Genomic DNA, 16,578 nt, shown 5'->3' on the forward strand with positions numbered 1-16,578 from the left:
TTGCCGGGCCCCCGCCGATGGACGAATGGATCGATTATTACGATTCCACGCATACGATTTATGTCAGCAAGCTGCATCGCGACCTGCATTTCCAGATCATTGCGCGGGATATCATTGCCTATATTTCCTCGCCCGACGCCGTCGTGCTCGACTATGCCTGCGGCGAAGCGCTGTCCGCAGGCCAGGTCGCGGATGCCTGCGCCACGCTCTATCTCGCGGAGCCCGCGCCCGGCGTGCGCGGCCGGCTGATCGCGCGCTTTGCCCCCAACACCAAGATCCGGGTGCGCTCGCTGGAGGAGGTGCGGCAGATGGCCGAAGGCTCGGTCGATCTCGTCGTCATGAATTCGGTCGCGCAATATATGACGCCGGAAGAGCTGGATGCCGCATTCGCCGTCATTCGCCGCTTGCTCAAACCCTCCGGGCGCTTCGTGCTCGGCGATGTCCTGCGACCCGAAGTCGGCATGGGCAGGGACGTTCTCGCGCTCCTGGATTTCAGCGCCCGGCACGGCTTCCTCAGGGATGCCCTGCTCGGGCTGATCAGCACGGCGCTGTCGGACTATCGGCAATTGCGCACACGGATCGGCCTGGAGCGCTACGGCGAGGAGGAAATGCTGAAGAAGCTCGCGGCCGCCGGCTTCAAAGCCTCCCGCGCCCCCCGCAATATCGGCCACAATCCATGGCGGATGACGTTCGTCGCGCATGACGCCTACCCATGATCGTGCACGCAACCGTTAGGGTTAATCCGGGGTAAGCATGGCTAGCGCCTGCGAAATGGGCAATGATCGCCTCGGCCCGGTGGCGGAACGCGTCGACGCGGGAGCAGTGCATTGCTCTTTATCCTGGTTCAAATCCAGGCCGGGCCTCCAATCTTCTCGAAACATCCCGTAGCCCGCCTTGAGCGCCAGCCTAACCCGGGGCCGTTCGGGAACGCTGACGCAGGTGTCCCGGGTTGCGCGTTCCGCTCCACCCGGGCTACAGGCTGGCGACCCACGGCAAAATTGCCGGTTGACGGGGACTTTTTCGGGGTTTCACACGCCAAAAATCTGGTCTAAAGACCACCCGCGCGCGAGGGCACCCCTCACGCTGTGGCCATAGGGACGCGCGGTAGCGCGCCCTTTTTTTGTGCCGAAATTCCTGTTCCCGCGAGAGCTGATGCCCAAACGAACCGACATCTCCACCATCCTGATCATCGGCGCCGGTCCCATCGTGATCGGCCAGGCCTGCGAATTCGATTATTCCGGCACCCAGGCGGTGAAGACACTGAAGGAAGAGGGCTACCGCATCGTCCTGGTCAATTCCAATCCGGCGACGATCATGACCGATCCGGAGCTCGCGGACGCCACCTATATCGAGCCGATCACGCCCGAAATCGTTGCCAAGATCATCGAAAAGGAGCGCCATGTCGTTCCCGGCGGCTTTGCGCTGTTGCCGACCATGGGCGGCCAGACCGCACTGAACTGCGCGCTGTCATTGCGCAAACAGGGCACGCTGGAGAAATTCGACGTCGAGATGATCGGCGCCACGGCCGACGCCATCGACAAGGCCGAGGACCGCGGCCGCTTCCGCGAGGCGATGACCAAGATCGGGCTGGAGACGCCGCGGTCGACGCAGACCAAGACCCTGCCGGACGCGCTGCGCGCGCTCGACCATATCGGCCTGCCCGCCATCATCCGCCCGTCCTTCACCATGGGCGGCACCGGCGGCGGCATCGCCTACACCAAGGCGGAATTCATCGAGATCGTCGAGCGCGGCATCGACGCCTCCCCCACCGACGAAGTCCTGATCGAGGAAAGCGTCCTCGGCTGGAAGGAATTCGAGATGGAGGTGGTGCGCGACAGACACGACAACTGCATCATCATCTGCTCGATCGAGAACCTCGATCCGATGGGCGTGCACACCGGCGATTCCATCACGGTCGCGCCGGCGCTGACGCTGACGGACAAGGAATACCAGATCATGCGCGACGCCTCGCTCGCGGTGCTGCGCGAGATTGGGGTGGAGACCGGCGGCTCCAACGTGCAGTTCGGCATCAACCCCGCCGACGGCCGCATGGTCGTGATCGAGATGAACCCGCGCGTGTCGCGCTCTTCCGCGCTCGCCTCGAAGGCGACCGGCTTTCCGATCGCCAAGGTCGCTGCAAAACTCGCGGTCGGCTACACGCTGGACGAGATCGCCAACGACATCACCGGAGGCGCAACGCCGGCTTCGTTCGAGCCGACGATCGACTATGTCGTGACCAAGATCCCGCGCTTCGCGTTCGAGAAATTTCCGGGCGCCTCCCACACGCTGACCACCTCGATGAAATCGGTCGGCGAGGTCATGGCGATCGGCCGCACCTTCCAGGAGAGCCTGCAGAAGGCGCTGCGCGGACTGGAGACCGGACTGACCGGCCTCGATGAGATCGAGATCGAAGGTCTCGGACAGCACGACGACAAGAACGCGATCCGCGCCGCGCTCGGCACGCCGACGCCGAACCGCCTGCTGCAGGTGGCACAGGCGATGCGGCTGGGCTGGTCGGACGAAGAGATCTTCAATTCCTGCAAGATCGATCCCTGGTTCCTCACCGAGCTGCGCGGCATCGTCGAGATGGAAGCCAAGGTCCGCGCCCACGGCCTACCGCCGAATGGCTACGGCATGCGCATGCTGAAGGCGATGGGCTTTTCGGATGCGCGGCTCGCCGTGCTGGCCGAGACCACGGAAGCCGAGATCACCGCCAAGCGCCACGCGCTCGGCGTCCGCCCGGTGTTCAAGCGCATCGACACCTGCGCCGCCGAATTCGCCTCGCCCACGGCCTATATGTACTCGACCTATGAGGCGCCGTTCGCAGGTCTTGCGGCCGATGAGAGCGCGCCGTCGGACAAGAAGAAGGTCGTCATCCTCGGCGGCGGGCCGAACCGCATCGGCCAGGGCATCGAGTTCGACTATTGCTGCTGTCATGCCTGCTTCGCGCTCGACGATGCCGGTTACGAGACCATCATGGTCAACTGCAATCCGGAGACGGTGTCGACCGACTACGACACCGCCGACCGGCTCTATTTCGAGCCGCTCACGGCCGAGGACGTGCTCGAGATCATCGCGACCGAGCGCAAGAACGGCACGCTGCACGGCGTGATCGTGCAGTTCGGCGGCCAGACCCCGCTGAAGCTCGCGCGTGCGCTCGAGGCCGCGGAGGTGCCGATCCTCGGCACTTCGCCCGATGCGATCGATCTCGCCGAGGATCGCGACCGCTTCAAGCGCGTGCTCGACAAGCTCCGCCTGAAGCAGCCGAAGAATGGTATCGCCTATTCGGTCGAGCAGGCGCGCCTGGTGTCCGCCGACCTCGGCATGCCGCTCGTGGTGCGCCCGTCCTACGTGCTCGGCGGCCGCGCGATGCAGATCATCCGCGACGAGAACCAGCTCGCCGACTACCTGCTCGGAACGCTGCCCGAGCTGGTGCCGGGCGACGTCAAGGCGCGCTACCCGAACGACAAGACCGGGCAGATCAACACCGTGCTCGGCAAGAACCCGCTGCTGTTCGACCGCTATCTCTCCGATGCGACCGAGGTCGATGTCGACTGCCTCTGCGACGGCAAGGAAGTCTTCATCGTCGGCATCATGGAGCATATCGAGGAGGCCGGCATCCACTCCGGCGATTCCGCCTGTTCGCTGCCCCCGCATTCGCTCGATGCCAAGACGATCGAGGAGCTCGAGCGGCAGACCCGCGAGCTTGCGCTCGGCCTCGACGTGGTCGGGCTGATGAACGTGCAATATGCGATCAAGAACGGCGATATCTACGTGCTCGAGGTCAATCCGCGCGCCTCGCGCACGGTGCCCTTCGTTGCCAAGGTGATCGGCACGCCGGTCGCGAAGATCGCGGCGCGCATCATGGCCGGCGAGAAGCTCGCCGACTTCAATCTGAAGAAGAAGAAGCTCGAGCATGTCGGCGTGAAGGAATCGGTATTTCCCTTCGCACGCTTCCCCGGCGTCGACACCGTGCTCGGGCCGGAGATGCGCTCGACCGGCGAGGTCATGGGCATCGACCGCTCCTTCGAAGTCGCCTTTGCCAAGAGCCAGCTTGGCGGCGGCACGCGCGTACCGCGCAAGGGCACCGTGTTCGTCTCGGTGCGCGAGACCGACAAGGACCGCATCACCGACGCGGTCAGGCTGCTGCATGGGCTCGGCTTCAAGGTGATGGCAACGTCGGGCACCCAGCGCTTCCTCACCGACAGGGGCGTGCCGGCAGAGAAGGTGAACAAGGTGCTGGAGGGGCGGCCGCACATTGTCGACGCCATCACCAATGGCGACGTCCAGTTGGTGTTCAATACCACCGAGGGTCCACAGGCGCTCGCCGACAGCCGTTCTCTGCGGCGCGCTGCCCTCTTGCATAAAGTGCCGTATTACACCACTCTTTCAGGCGCTGTGGCGGCCGCCCAGGGCATCCGCGCCTACCGGGACGGGGACCTTGAGGTCCGGACGCTGCAGAGTTACTTTTCCGAGAACTGACCGTCAGCCTCGGCCCAATATTCGCTCCCAGGGCCCGCTAAACGGTTGGTAATGAAGCCGATACGGCTGGAACTCACCGCCCGTTTGGATGTTGTCTCGGCCCCTCAGGGGCCGCGAATCACTAAGCGGGCGGGCTGGCGTTTTGAGCCGTGATGGCCCGAGTCCAGCGCAATCGAAGCAACGCCTATCCGCGCGCCGCTGCGGTTCGCCCCGATTTGAAGGATGAGAGATGATGGTGGAAAAGGTTCCGATGACCGCGACCGGATATGCGGCTCTCACGGACGAATTGAAGCACCGCCAGTCGGTGGATCGTCCGCGAATCATCGAGCACATCGCCGAGGCGCGATCACATGGGGACCTCTCGGAAAACGCGGAATATCACGCCGCGAAGGAAGAGCAGTCCCATAACGAAGGCCGTATCGCGGAGCTTGAGGACAAGCTCGCGCGCGCCGACGTCATCGACATCACCAAGCTCTCGGGCGACACCATCAAATTCGGCGCCACCGTTACGCTGATCGATGAGGATACCGAAAAGAAAGCGGTGTGGCAGATCGTCGGCGAGGTCGAGGCCGACGCCAAGAAAGGCCGCATCTCCATCACCTCGCCGCTTGCGCGCGCGCTGATCGGCAAGACCAAGGGTACGACCGTGGAAGTGATGGCGCCCGGCGGCGCCAAGGCCTACGAGATCACCAAGGTCGAGTGGCGCTAGATCTATTCCATTTCAAATGTGCAAGAGAGCCGCGTTTATCGACGCGGCTTTTTTGTTGCCGTAGCCCGGGTGGAGCCAACGGGTCGCGCGCGCCCCGTTGGCTCCGCCCGGGCTACGGGCTACAGACTACGGTTCACATCCCGTTAACAGGATTGTGAGTGGAACCGCTGTCGCATTTCCCTCGTCTGCGACACGTACACTTGATTATGCTTCATAACTATCGCGAGGGGACATTCTGGCAACGGCGCCAGTTTTTTGGTTCGACACAAGGAACTGCGCGCGCAGTTCTGCGTATCGAGCTGACCGGCTGTGGGCAGCGGCACTCCATCGCGAGACGACCATCGGCCGCGGACAATGCCCGCGGTCATCCACCAGAGGGGGCAGAACATGGACCAGATTTTCTCGAAATGGCAGCCGCTCGCGCTCAGCCTGTTTCGCTTCGTCACCGGGCTATTGCTGTTTCAGTACGGCGTCGCCAAGATCTTCAAATATCCGGCGATCCCCTATTTCGCCGACATCCCGCCGCTGATCATGGTCGCCGGCCTCCTCGAGCTCGTGCTCGGCGCGCTACTGATGATCGGCCTGTTCACGCGGGTGTCCGCGTTCATCCTGTCGGGCGAGATGGCCTTCGCCTACTTCCTCGGGCACATGTTCAAGAACCCGGCCGCGCCGGTGTTTCTCCCGCTGCTCAACAATGGCACCGCAGCGATCCTGTTCTGCTTCGCCTGCCTCTATCTCGCAACCTCCGGCGGCGGCCCCATCAGCATCGACGCCGCAAGGAAGAAGTAGCCTCATTTTCGTAGCCCGGGTGGAGCGCCAGCGTAACCCGGGGGCCGCTCGTAAACACTGACGCAGGTGTCCCGGGTTGCGCGTTCCGCTCCACCCGGGCTACCGATCGCCATCGCCGCCTCACCCCGCCGCTTTCACATCCAGCGGCACGGCGGCCTCATATTTCGAATTATGCAGCACCAGCGATGTCCTGACATTGCGCACGTGAGGCGCAGCGGTGAGGTGGGTGACGAAGTTCTGGAACGTCGCCATGTCAGGGGCGACGCATTTCAGGATGAAATCCACCTCGCCCGACAGCATCCAGCATTCCCGCACCAAGGGTTCCTTGCGCACGAAATCCTCGAACGCGCGCAGATCCGCATCCGCCTGGCTCGACAGGTGCACCGCGGCAAACACCGTCACATCGAAGCCGAGCCGCTGGGGATCGAGCAATCCGCGATAGCCCAGGATATAGCCCGCTTCCTCCAGCGCCCTGACGCGGCGCAGGCAAGGCGGCGGCGAAATGCCGACGCGCTTGGCCAATTCCACATTTGTGATTCGGCCATCGGCCTGGATTTCGGCAAGAATTTTGAGATCAATCTCGTCAAGGTTCTTAGACACGCGGGTCTGGTTCCCAAGAGCTTGGAGGATTTGGTGGTTCTGACGGCAACTCTCATAGCCCAGTCGGCTCGACAGCCGCAATTTTATTGCGCGTGCAGTGCAGGATTTGATGCGGTTCCGGGGAAAAATCGCTGATATGGATTGCAATTCTTGCATAGCTACCCAGATATAATAGAGTTGGGTTTGACTCTGGCGGCGCCGCCGCGATGCCTTTCCAGGCGCTTTCCGCACAAGTCCTGACAAAATCGCCCTGAGAAGGGATTCGCCTATGCCTGCTCCTATCCATGCCAAGGTCGTCATCATCGGGTCCGGTCCGGCCGGCTACACCGCGGCGATCTACGCGGCGCGGGCGATGCTGGAGCCGGTGCTGATCCAGGGCATCCAGCCGGGCGGGCAGCTCACCATCACCACCGATGTCGAGAACTATCCGGGCTTCGCCGACGTGATCCAGGGCCCATGGCTCATGGAACAGATGGAGAAGCAGGCCGCGCATGTCGGCACCAAGATCGTCACCGATCTCGTCAACAAGCTTGACCTATCGCAGCGGCCGTTCCGCCTGACCTGCGACTCTGGCGATGTCTATCTCGCCGAGACCGTCGTGCTCGCCACCGGCGCGCAGGCCCGCTGGCTCGGGCTGCCGTCGGAAGAGACGTACAAGGGCTTCGGCGTTTCGGCCTGTGCAACCTGCGATGGCTTCTTCTATCGCGGCAAGAAGGTCGTCGTGGTCGGCGGCGGCAACACCGCGGTCGAGGAAGCGCTGTTCCTCACCAACTTCGCCTCGCAGGTCACCATCGTGCATCGCCGCGATCATTTCCGCGCCGAGCGCATCCTGCAGGATCGCCTGTTCAAGCATCCGAAGATCAAGGTGGTCTGGGACAGCGCCATTGACGAGATCCGCGGCGCCGAGAACCCGACCAAGGTCACCCATGTACGCTTGAAGAACATCAAGACCGGCGCACTGACCGAAGTGCCGGCCGACGGCGTCTTCATCGCCATCGGTCATGCGCCTGCGACAGATCTCGTCAAAGGCCAGATCAAACTCAAACCCTCCGGCTATGTCGAGGTGGCGCCCAATTCGACTGCGACCTCCGTGCCCGGGCTGTTTGCCGCCGGCGACGTGGCGGACGAAACCTATCGCCAGGCGGTGACGGCCGCCGGCCTCGGCTGCATGGCAGCGCTCGAGGCCGAACGCTTCCTGGCTTTGCGCGCGAGCGATCGCGCGGCGGCGGAATGATCATGGCTAGAACACGCGATGGATTTACGGACATGGACTGGGACAAGCTGAAGGTGTTTCACGCAGCGGCGGAAGCGGGAAGCTTCACGCATGCCGGCGAGCAGCTTGGCCTCTCGCAGTCGGCGGTCTCCAGGCAAGTCAGCGCGCTGGAGCAGGAGCTTTCGGTCTCGCTGTTTCACCGCCACGCTCGCGGCCTGATCCTCACCGAGCAGGGCGATCTGCTGTTCCGCACCGCCCATGACGTCTTCATGCAGTTGCAGGCGGCGCGGGCAAAGCTCACCGACAGCCGGGAGCGGCCGAGCGGCGACCTCAAGATCACGACGCCGCCGGCGCTCGGCATCAACTGGCTGATCCCGCGGCTCGACGAATTCACCCAGCTCTATCCGGACATCCGGATCTCGCTGATCGTGACCGACGAGGATCTCGATCTCTCGATGCGCGAAGCCGACGTCGCGATCCGCACCCGCAAGCCGACGCAGCCGGACCTGATCCAGCGCAAGCTGTTCTCGATCGGCTTCCACGCCTATTGCTCGCCGGAATACATCAAGCGCTTCGGCACGCCGCGCACGCTCGACGACCTCGACTCGCACCGCATCATCATGCTCGGCGATTCCCAGGTCCCGACGCATCTGCAGAACCGCGCCTGGCTGATCGATGCCGGCCGCAATGGCTCGGGTCCGCGCGAGCCCTACTTCAAGGTCAATAACATCCTGGGGTTGGTGCGCGCCTGTCAGCAGGGCCTCGGCATCGCTGCGCTGCCGGATTACCTGGTCGAGGAAGACAGCCGCCTGGTGCAGTTGTTCGGCGAGTCCGACTCGATCCAGCTCGACACCTACTTCGTCTATCCTGAAGAGCTGAAGACGGTGGCGCGCGTGCAGGTCTTCCGCGACTTCGTGGTCAGCAAGGCGCAGCGCTGGCCCTCGTAATCGGCTGTTTTCATAGAGGCCCCGGACTCCGCATGTCTGACATGCGGCTCGGACGGTTGCTGCATGGCACTGATGGGGATCATACTGCTCATGCGCTGAGCGGTCGCGCTACGCTTATGTCCCCCTCCTCCAGTGGTGCGGAAGCTCAGTAATCCCTCTTGGAAGGTGATTGTGTCGGCCTCACGTGGCCAATACCTTAAGCCGGGCTCGATCGAGCCCGGCTTCTTTTCGCCTTCTGCCCTCAACCGTGCATTGACAACCTCCGGCTGTCCCAGCAGTATCGCGACATGATCACGAATTCGTGCGCAGCTCTGTCGTCGAAAAAAGCTCCCCATGCGGGGAGCCGAGATCGACGCGCGCGATAGAGTTAAATCGACCGAACCGATCCCGAAGACCCCGCCGCCTGGACGGGGTTTTTTATTGGTCCCGTCTCCGGCGTTTCACGCACCCCAAGGAGAAGGACCATGACTGATCTATCCGACCCATTGCAGGGCCTGTGGCTGCCCCTGATCACGCCATTTCGCGACGGCAAGCTCGACGAGCCGTCGCTGCGCCGTCTGGTACGGCACTACGCGAGCGGCCCGGTCGACGGGTTGATCCTGGGCGCCACGTCAGGCGAAGGCATGTCACTCGACATCAGCGAGTTCGAACGGCTCGTGGCGCTGGTACGGGCGGAGATCAACGATATCAGGCGCTATTTGCCGATCTGTCTCGGCCTCTCCGGCGCCAGCACCGCCAAGATCAAGGATGTGCTGGACGAGACGGCGGCCTGGCCGATCGACTTCTACCTGATCGCGAGCCCCTACTACGTCAGGCCGTCGCAGCGCGGCCTGCTGCAGCATTTCACCGCGTTGGCCGACCACGCTTCGTGGCCGCTGTTGATCTACAACATCCCCTACCGGACCGCAGTCAACATCACCAACGAGACGCTGCTCGCGCTCGCCGAACATCCGAACATCGTCGGCATGAAGGATTGCTGCGCCGACCGCGCGCAATCGATCGACTTCCTGAAGCGGCGTCCTGCCGGCTTCCGCGTGCTCACGGGCGAGGACGCGCAATATTTCGACGCGCTCAGCGACGGCGCCGACGGCGCGATCCTGTTGTCCGCACATGTCGAGACGGACGCGTTCGCCTCGGTGCGATCGCTGCTGAAGCAGGGCAAGCGCGATGCCGCATTAGCAGCCTGGCAAGGCATTTCCGAGCTGACACGCCTGTTGTTCGTCGAACCGAGCCCGGCACCGACCAAGCATTGGCTGTGGCGCACGGGATTGATCGACAGCGCGGAAGTGCGGCTGCCGATGGTGGAGGTAAGCGCGGAGCTTGCAGCGCGCCTGGATCGCGAGATCGAACAGCGGGCAGCGGCTTCGCTCGCAAGCGCGTAGCCCTCTTCTCCTTCCCCCTGAAAGGGGGAAGGTCGGGATGGGGGTCAAGCCGCGGGCGCAGGTGCAAGTGGGGAGAGATGATCCCCACCCGGCTTGCGCTGACGCGCAAACCGACCTCCCCTTTTCAAGGGGAGGTGTAGGCGCGCCATCAATCCAGCTTCGCCCTTGCGAGCCTCAGTGCGTTGCCGATGACGCTGACGGAGGACAGCGCCATCGCGGCGGCGCCGATCATCGGCGACAGCAGGATGCCGAACACCGGATAGAGCACGCCGGCCGCGATCGGCACGCCGGCGGCGTTGTAGATGAACGCGAACATCAGGTTCTGGCGGATGTTGCGCATGGTCGCGACCGACAGCCGCCGCGCCCGCACCAGTCCGCGGAGATCGCCGGTGAGCAGCGTCACGCCGGCGCTCTCGATCGCGACGTCGGTGCCGCCGCCCATGGCGATGCCGACATCGGCGGCGGCCAGCGCCGGCGCGTCATTGACGCCGTCGCCGACCATCGCGACGTTGCGGCCCTCGCCGCGCAGCCGCTGCACCACCTCGCTCTTGCGCTCCGGCAACACGCCCGCCTCGACCTCGTCGATGCCGAGCCGTTTCGCCACCGCGCGCGCGGTGGTCGCATTGTCGCCGGTCAGCATCACGACGCGCAGGCCGTCGCCGCGCAACGCCGCCAGTGCGTCCCTGGCGGACGGCTTGATCGGATCGGCGATCGCGATCACACCGGCCGCACGCCCATCGACCGCGACATAGATCGCAGTCGCGCCGTCCTGCCGCGCGGTCTCCGCCGCCGCGTCTAACGCGCTGGTTGCGATCTTCAATTCGCCCATCAGCATGGCATTGCCGAGCGCGACCTGCTTGCCTTCGATCGTGCCGCTCGCGCCCTTGCCGGACGGCGAGGTGAAGCCGCTGACCTCGGCGAGCACAAGCTGGCGCTCCTTGGCGGCATTCAGGATCGCCAGCGCCAGCGGATGCTCGCTGCCGCGCTCGACGCTTGCCGCAAGGCGCAGCAGTTCGGTCTCGTCGAACTCCTTCGAGGCGATCACACCGACCACTTTCGGCTTGCCCTCGGTGAGCGTGCCGGTCTTGTCGAGCACCAGCGTGTCGATGCTCTCCATCCGCTCCAGCGCCTGCGCGTCGCGGATCAGGATGCCCGAATGCGCCCCGCGCCCGACGCCGACCATGATCGACATCGGCGTGGCGAGCCCGAGCGCGCAGGGGCAGGCGATGATCAGAACAGTGACGGCCGCGACCAGGCCGAAGGTGAAGCGCGGCTCGGGCCCGAACACCGCCCAGGCGGCGAAGGCCAGCACCGCGACCGCGATCACTGCGGGCACGAACCAGCCGGCGACGCGATCGGCGAGCCGCTGGATCGGCGCGCGCGACCGCTGCGCCTTCGCGACCATGTCGACGATCCGCGCCAGCATGGTGTCGCGGCCGATCTTCTCGGCGCGCATGACGAAGCCGCCGCTCTGGTTCACGGTGCCGCCGATCACGCGGTCGCCCTCGTTCTTGGAGACCGGCATCGATTCCCCAGTGACCATGGATTCGTCGAGCACGGCGCGGCCTTCGATGACGATACCGTCGACCGGCACCTTCTCGCCCGGACGCACGCGCAGGCGATCGTCGACCGCGATCGCCTCGATCGCGACGTCCTCGTCGCCATGCTCGGTGATGCGCCGCGCCGTCTTCGGCGCCAGCCCGAGCAGCGCGCGGATCGCGCCCGAAGTCTGCGCGCGCGCCCGCAACTCGAGCACCTGTCCGAGCAGCACCAATACCGTGATCACGGCAGCCGCTTCGAAATAGACCGCGACCTGGCCGTGCATGTCGCGGAAGGCCGGCGGGAACAGATGCGGCGCCAGCGTGCCGACCACGCTGTAGACATAGGCGACGCCGACGCCCATCGCGATCAGCGTGAACATGTTAAGATTGCGCGTCACGACCGACTGCCAGCCGCGCACGAAAAACGGCGCGCCGGCCCACAGCACCACCGGCGTCGCCAGCGCGAACGAGATCCAGTTCGCCCATCCCATCGGCACCAGTTCGATGCCGAAGGCGTGGCCAGCCATTTCGATCGCGAACACCGGCAGCGTCAGCACCAGCGCGATCCAGAACCGGCGCGTCATGTCGACGAGCTCCGGATCGGGCTTGTCGTCGAGCGTCACCTCTTCCGGTTCGAGCGCCATGCCGCAGATCGGGCAGGAGCCCGGTCCAACCTGCCTCACTTCCGGATGCATCGGGCAGGTGTAGATCGTGCCGGCCGGGGGCGCCGGCTCGCTCTCGCGGGGCTTCAGGAATTTCTCCGGCTCGGTCGCAAACCGTTCGCGGCAGCGCGCGCTGCAGAAGACGTAATCCTCGCCCTTGTGGCTGAAGCGATGCTTGGCGGTGGCCGGATCGACCTTCATGCCGCAGACGGGATCGGTCGCGAGCGCGCCGTTGTCTGCTGCGGCGCCATGCTTGCCGCCGCAGCAGCTAGCCACTGGGGCGCCGTGATGATGATGCGCGTGTCCCTCATGCGCGTGACCGTGACCTGCCTCTGCCATGGCGAATTCTTCCCGGCCGAACTCCGGCCCTTGAACTTGATACCCTACGGGGGTATATGAACCCTATGCGTGACGAGATCAAGAGTTCCTGCCTGAAACGGCTGAAACGAATCGAAGGCCAGATCCGCGGCCTCGCCAAGATGGTCGAGGACGACCGCTATTGCATTGACGTGGTGACCCAGATCGGCGCCGCACGCGCCGCGCTGCGGCGGGTCGAGGAGGAAGTCCTGCGCGACCATGTCGCCCATTGCGTCGAGCACGCGATCTCCTCCGGCGACAAGGCCGACCAGCGCCGCAAGATCGCCGAGTTGATGGATGTGATCGGCCGCGCTGATCGGTGATGCTCTCGCTTCCCCTCGAACAGCATGAATCGCGGCAGACCCCATCCCAGCCTTCCCCCTTTTAGGGGGAAGGAGCGCAGCGGGTCAGCGGCTGCGTGGTCACCCCTTGAAAAGGGAGGTCGGTTTGCGCGTCAGCACAAACCGGGTGGGGATCAACTCTCTCCACACGCGCAAAAAGAGGCCGCCGCGCAGTGGTTAATCCGCGGTAGCACCTGTGGTCAAATGCAAGCGAAACTGCGAGCGGAACCTTAAAAGGCTTCAGCTATCCATCGCCCCGCCAAAGAATATGGGGCGCATCGTGCACAAAGAATTTGATCCAGTTTCAGACCATCAAGGATTTACGACCGGCGACATCCTCTGGGCGCTCGGCATCTGGTCGGTGATCCTTACTTTATCACCAGTCATCATCTTCTACATGCTGATGGTGGCGTAAACGCCACCACGCACTCCGTCATTCCGGGGCATCGCGTAGCGATGAGCCCGGAATCTATTTATCCGCAGACCGCGTGGCGAAATGGATTCCGGGCTCGCGCCAAGAGGCGCGCCCCGGAATGACGGAGAGCGTTGGCCAGTCACAGACCCAACCACCAACAAAAACGCGCGGGGGGCCGCGCGCTTTTGTCAGTCTGGAAGGCCTGTCGTGATCAGGCCGCCTGCTTGTGCATCGCGCCGCTTGCCGATGCCGCGCCGCGGATCGCCTTGATCGAACGTTCGATCGCGGCCCACAGCCGGCCGATCTCGGCGGCCGCGCGCCCCTCGGCATCATATTCGCGGGCGCCTTCACCATGGCTCAGCGCCATCAACAGATCGGCGCGATTGGTGATCTGTCCGCTCCAAACCGGTGCACGGAATTTCGCCAGCGACTCGCGCGCGATCGTGACGATCGGGCTCTCCGCGCCATCGCGCTGAGCCGGCGCGCCGTTGATCACGACCGCATAGGGCTTGCGCGTTGAACGGCAGGTCTGGATCGTTTCCTGCACCGCATTGACGTCGAACACGCCAGGCCGCGCCGGAATGATCACCATGGTCGCATTCTTGATGGCATCGTCGACGACGGCCGACAGGTTCGGCGGCGTGTCGATGAACACCCACTCGATCCCGTCGCGCTTGGCCGCAGCCACGATGCCGCTCACGGAATTGACGGCGGCCTTGATCGGCGGTTCGTTGGTGCCGCGCAGCTTGTGCCACAGCGTCAGCGAGCCCTGCGGATCGGCGTCGATCAGCAGACAAGGCTTGGTCGATTTGTGTACATGGGCAGCCAGGTGAGCAGCCAGGGTGCTTTTGCCCGAGCCCCCCTTACGCGAAGCAAAAACAATCACGTTCATTACGTTGGCCTCCAGATTGACCCCAGGCCACGAAAATGAATCAGCGTGGTGATTCGCGAAAGCAGAAATTTGCGGACAATGCGGCGTGAGCTGCAATTTGCCGGAAAATGTTGTTGTTTGAGTCACACCTTGCGGTGCACACAACCAGCAATAGAAGCAAATGCGCGTTTTTTCAGCGAATCACGGCACGTTTTTTGCGCGCTGGCGCTCGGTCCACTTGCGCTCAACCCATCCGAGAGTCCGCGCGGTCGGCTTTTGTAACACTGGTACGTCTTGCGCGAACAAAAGGAGTCCAAGCGGCAGCATCCAGAGCCCGAGCACCGGCAGGAAGCTGAAGACGCCGCCGAGCATCAGCAGAACGGCAAGCGGCATCCGCGCATAGCGCGACGACGGCTTGCGCAGCCACCCGACAAACCTTGCGGGCCGCGGCGGCAGCTTGCCTTCGAACCAGGCAAAGTGCCGGTCTATTTCCATCCTGTAACGTTCGCTCACCGGATTCTCCTCTGGCGAGAAGATGTTGACGAGCGAAAACGCCGCAAGGCGTCAGTCTGTCGCGCGTGCAGGACTTGGACCAGTGCTCGTCCGACTCGCGTTGCTTCGCGGTTCGCGATGTCGCACCTTAATCCGCGGACCTTGCGCGACGCCTGCGCTCCCGTCGTTCCTCCGAGTCGGAACTGAAGAACACGCGGCACGGCGGCGAGAGCTGCGCCTTGTTGCGGGCCATGCAGGCGGTGATCATGTCGACGTCCGGAATGAACGCGCTGCAGAGTCGCATCGCATCGGGCGAGCAAGCCTGCTGCTGCTCGGGCGTATAAGCGGCGCCGGGTCGCGGCAACATCGCGACGATCACCGTCGCGGTCAACAGCAAACCGAACCTGTAATAAGTGGAGCCGACAATCGTCATTGTTCCCCTCGTCATCGATCTGCGGAAATAGTCGATGAAGGCTATTGGATTGGCAAGCCAAGGTGACGGGAACATCACAGCCGAAGCGCGGCACGGCGTCAGCAGCAAGATGGCCAGAACAAGGAAGGATGATGGCTTGATGGAGTGATACAGGTGCCGGGATTGTAGCGGATGGACTTAGCTGCTGATAACGCTGAAGAAATTCTCCCCAGCGATCCGGCGTTTGTATCGGGCTCGGGTGTTGCGCAAAAGCTTCATCGCATGGCGAGTTTATGCAGACTCGTTCACTTGCTTAGGGATCATCTCACGTCCCGACTTCGATGAGGACACGCTCAGGCGACAAGCCGATGTCAGACGACGACGATGCCAGAGTGTTTGGCCTTCTCTTCCGGTTCCACATGAATGGTGATCCGCCTGTCCTCATCCTCAGCCCGCAATGCCGCTTCGAGACGGTCGCATATCTGGTGCGCCTCCGACACCGTCATCCGCCCGGGAACGACGAGGTGGAACTCAATGAACGTGACACGCCCCGCGTGGCGCGTGCGAACATCGTGAGCTTCCAGCGCGCCGGCCGCATGGTCGGCAATCGTCCGTCGAATCGCGTTCAACGTTGCCTCGGGCACCGCTTCATCCAGCAGGCCTCCGGCGGACTCCTTGAGGACGCCCCAGCCGGACCACAGGATTGTCGCAGCGACGATCAGGGCAAGTGCAGGATCGAGAAACTCCCATTTCATGACGAACGCGAGCGCAAGTCCGACCAGTATGCCGACGGATGAGATGACATCGGTCAGGAGATGTCGGCCGTCCGCAACGAGCGCCGGCGAGCGCATGTGCCGTCCCCGGACGATCAACACCCAGGCCCAGGTGGCGTTGACGATGCTGGCGAGCCCGTTCACGAGCAGCCCCTCCGGCACAACAGCCAGTTTTCTCGGGTGCAGGAAGCCGTCATACGCCTCGCGCACGATCAGGAGTGCAGCGATGATGATCATCACGCCTTCCAACACCGCACTGAAGTATTCGATCTTGTGATGCCCGAACGGATGATTGGCGTCGGCGGGCTTTGCCGAGATGCGGACCGCCCATAGTGCAACAACGGCCGTTACAACGTTGACGATGCTTTCGAGCGCGTCGGAGTAGAGCGCAATGGACCCGGTCAGCCAATACGCCAGGTATTTCAAACCGAGCACCAAAACGCTGACGAGAATGCTTCCTATCGCAACGTTCAGTGGCTTGTTCATCGCTCGGATCGTGTTGAGTGGTGGGCCACGTGCTGTACCGAGGCGACGGCAGGCTTGCAACTTCAATCGCGGCTCTCAGACGCGAATGAATTTCAGTTGCGCCCGA

General features: G+C 63.6%; 15 protein-coding genes and 1 tRNA gene. 10 read left to right on the forward strand and 6 right to left on the reverse strand.

Annotated features, from left to right (window positions below; all coding sequences use genetic code 11):
- Positions 1-17: 17 nt before the first annotated feature.
- From ACZYOF_RS12640 to ACZYOF_RS12660, 5 genes are all read left to right on the forward strand, one after another.
- Positions 18-716 (forward strand): class I SAM-dependent methyltransferase, encoded by a 699-nt coding sequence (locus tag ACZYOF_RS12640; RefSeq protein WP_130581944.1) that lies wholly within the window; start codon positions 18-20, stop codon positions 714-716.
- A gap of 73 nt (positions 717-789) precedes the next feature.
- A tRNA-Ala gene (locus ACZYOF_RS12645) sits at positions 790-866 on the forward strand.
- 286 nt (positions 867-1,152) lie between these two features.
- A complete protein-coding gene (gene carB, locus ACZYOF_RS12650; protein ID WP_282531962.1) occupies positions 1,153-4,482 on the forward strand; it encodes a carbamoyl-phosphate synthase large subunit in 3,330 nt (1,109 codons plus the stop codon).
- A gap of 232 nt (positions 4,483-4,714) precedes the next feature.
- Positions 4,715-5,191 (forward strand): transcription elongation factor GreA, encoded by a 477-nt coding sequence (greA, locus tag ACZYOF_RS12655; protein ID WP_130581942.1) that lies wholly within the window; start codon positions 4,715-4,717, stop codon positions 5,189-5,191.
- A gap of 387 nt (positions 5,192-5,578) precedes the next feature.
- Positions 5,579-5,980, forward strand: coding sequence for a DoxX family protein (locus ACZYOF_RS12660; RefSeq protein ID WP_130581941.1), 402 nt, complete (start codon positions 5,579-5,581; stop codon positions 5,978-5,980).
- A 120-nt stretch (positions 5,981-6,100) separates the two neighbouring features.
- Here the strand turns inward: ACZYOF_RS12660 and ACZYOF_RS12665 are convergent, their stop codons facing one another.
- Positions 6,101-6,580 carry an Lrp/AsnC family transcriptional regulator gene (locus ACZYOF_RS12665; protein ID WP_130581940.1) on the reverse strand — a complete coding sequence of 160 codons (480 nt, stop codon included), beginning with the start codon at positions 6,578-6,580 and terminating at the stop codon, positions 6,101-6,103.
- A gap of 268 nt (positions 6,581-6,848) precedes the next feature.
- Between ACZYOF_RS12665 and trxB the strand changes: the two genes are divergently transcribed.
- From trxB to ACZYOF_RS12680, 3 genes are all read left to right on the forward strand, one after another.
- Complete coding sequence (gene trxB, locus ACZYOF_RS12670; RefSeq protein ID WP_463715948.1) at positions 6,849-7,814, forward strand: thioredoxin-disulfide reductase; 966 nt, start codon at positions 6,849-6,851, stop codon at positions 7,812-7,814.
- Positions 7,815-7,816: 2 nt separating this feature from the next.
- The gene (locus ACZYOF_RS12675) at positions 7,817-8,740 is read left to right on the forward strand and encodes a LysR family transcriptional regulator (RefSeq protein WP_028165397.1); all 924 of its coding nucleotides are present in this window, start codon (positions 7,817-7,819) and stop codon (positions 8,738-8,740) included.
- Positions 8,741-9,204: 464 nt separating this feature from the next.
- Positions 9,205-10,122 carry a 4-hydroxy-tetrahydrodipicolinate synthase family protein gene (locus ACZYOF_RS12680; protein ID WP_394568279.1) on the forward strand — a complete coding sequence of 306 codons (918 nt, stop codon included), beginning with the start codon at positions 9,205-9,207 and terminating at the stop codon, positions 10,120-10,122.
- Positions 10,123-10,270: 148 nt separating this feature from the next.
- Here the strand turns inward: ACZYOF_RS12680 and ACZYOF_RS12685 are convergent, their stop codons facing one another.
- Complete coding sequence (locus ACZYOF_RS12685; protein WP_463715949.1) at positions 10,271-12,664, reverse strand: heavy metal translocating P-type ATPase; 2,394 nt, start codon at positions 12,662-12,664, stop codon at positions 10,271-10,273.
- Between the two features lie 65 nt (positions 12,665-12,729).
- Between ACZYOF_RS12685 and ACZYOF_RS12690 the strand changes: the two genes are divergently transcribed.
- Positions 12,730-13,005: a metal-sensitive transcriptional regulator gene (locus tag ACZYOF_RS12690; protein WP_282531978.1), complete on the forward strand. Its 276-nt coding sequence runs from the start codon at positions 12,730-12,732 to the stop codon at positions 13,003-13,005.
- 298 nt (positions 13,006-13,303) lie between these two features.
- A complete protein-coding gene (locus ACZYOF_RS12695; protein ID WP_463715962.1) occupies positions 13,304-13,438 on the forward strand; it encodes a hypothetical protein in 135 nt (44 codons plus the stop codon).
- Positions 13,439-13,649: 211 nt separating this feature from the next.
- On the opposite strand, the gene ACZYOF_RS12700 is transcribed toward ACZYOF_RS12695, so the two are convergent.
- The 4 genes from ACZYOF_RS12700 to ACZYOF_RS12715 form a co-directional block, all read right to left on the reverse strand.
- Positions 13,650-14,330 (reverse strand): ParA family protein, encoded by a 681-nt coding sequence (locus ACZYOF_RS12700; protein WP_028165401.1) that lies wholly within the window; start codon positions 14,328-14,330, stop codon positions 13,650-13,652.
- A 180-nt stretch (positions 14,331-14,510) separates the two neighbouring features.
- Complete coding sequence (locus tag ACZYOF_RS12705) at positions 14,511-14,804, reverse strand: hypothetical protein (RefSeq protein ID WP_130582346.1); 294 nt, start codon at positions 14,802-14,804, stop codon at positions 14,511-14,513.
- Between the two features lie 145 nt (positions 14,805-14,949).
- Complete coding sequence (locus ACZYOF_RS12710; protein WP_394568285.1) at positions 14,950-15,234, reverse strand: hypothetical protein; 285 nt, start codon at positions 15,232-15,234, stop codon at positions 14,950-14,952.
- Between the two features lie 350 nt (positions 15,235-15,584).
- Complete coding sequence (locus ACZYOF_RS12715) at positions 15,585-16,472, reverse strand: cation diffusion facilitator family transporter (RefSeq protein WP_463715950.1); 888 nt, start codon at positions 16,470-16,472, stop codon at positions 15,585-15,587.
- Positions 16,473-16,578: the final 106 nt, after the last annotated feature.

This window comes from Bradyrhizobium sp. LeoA1Lang (assembly GCF_055413685.1).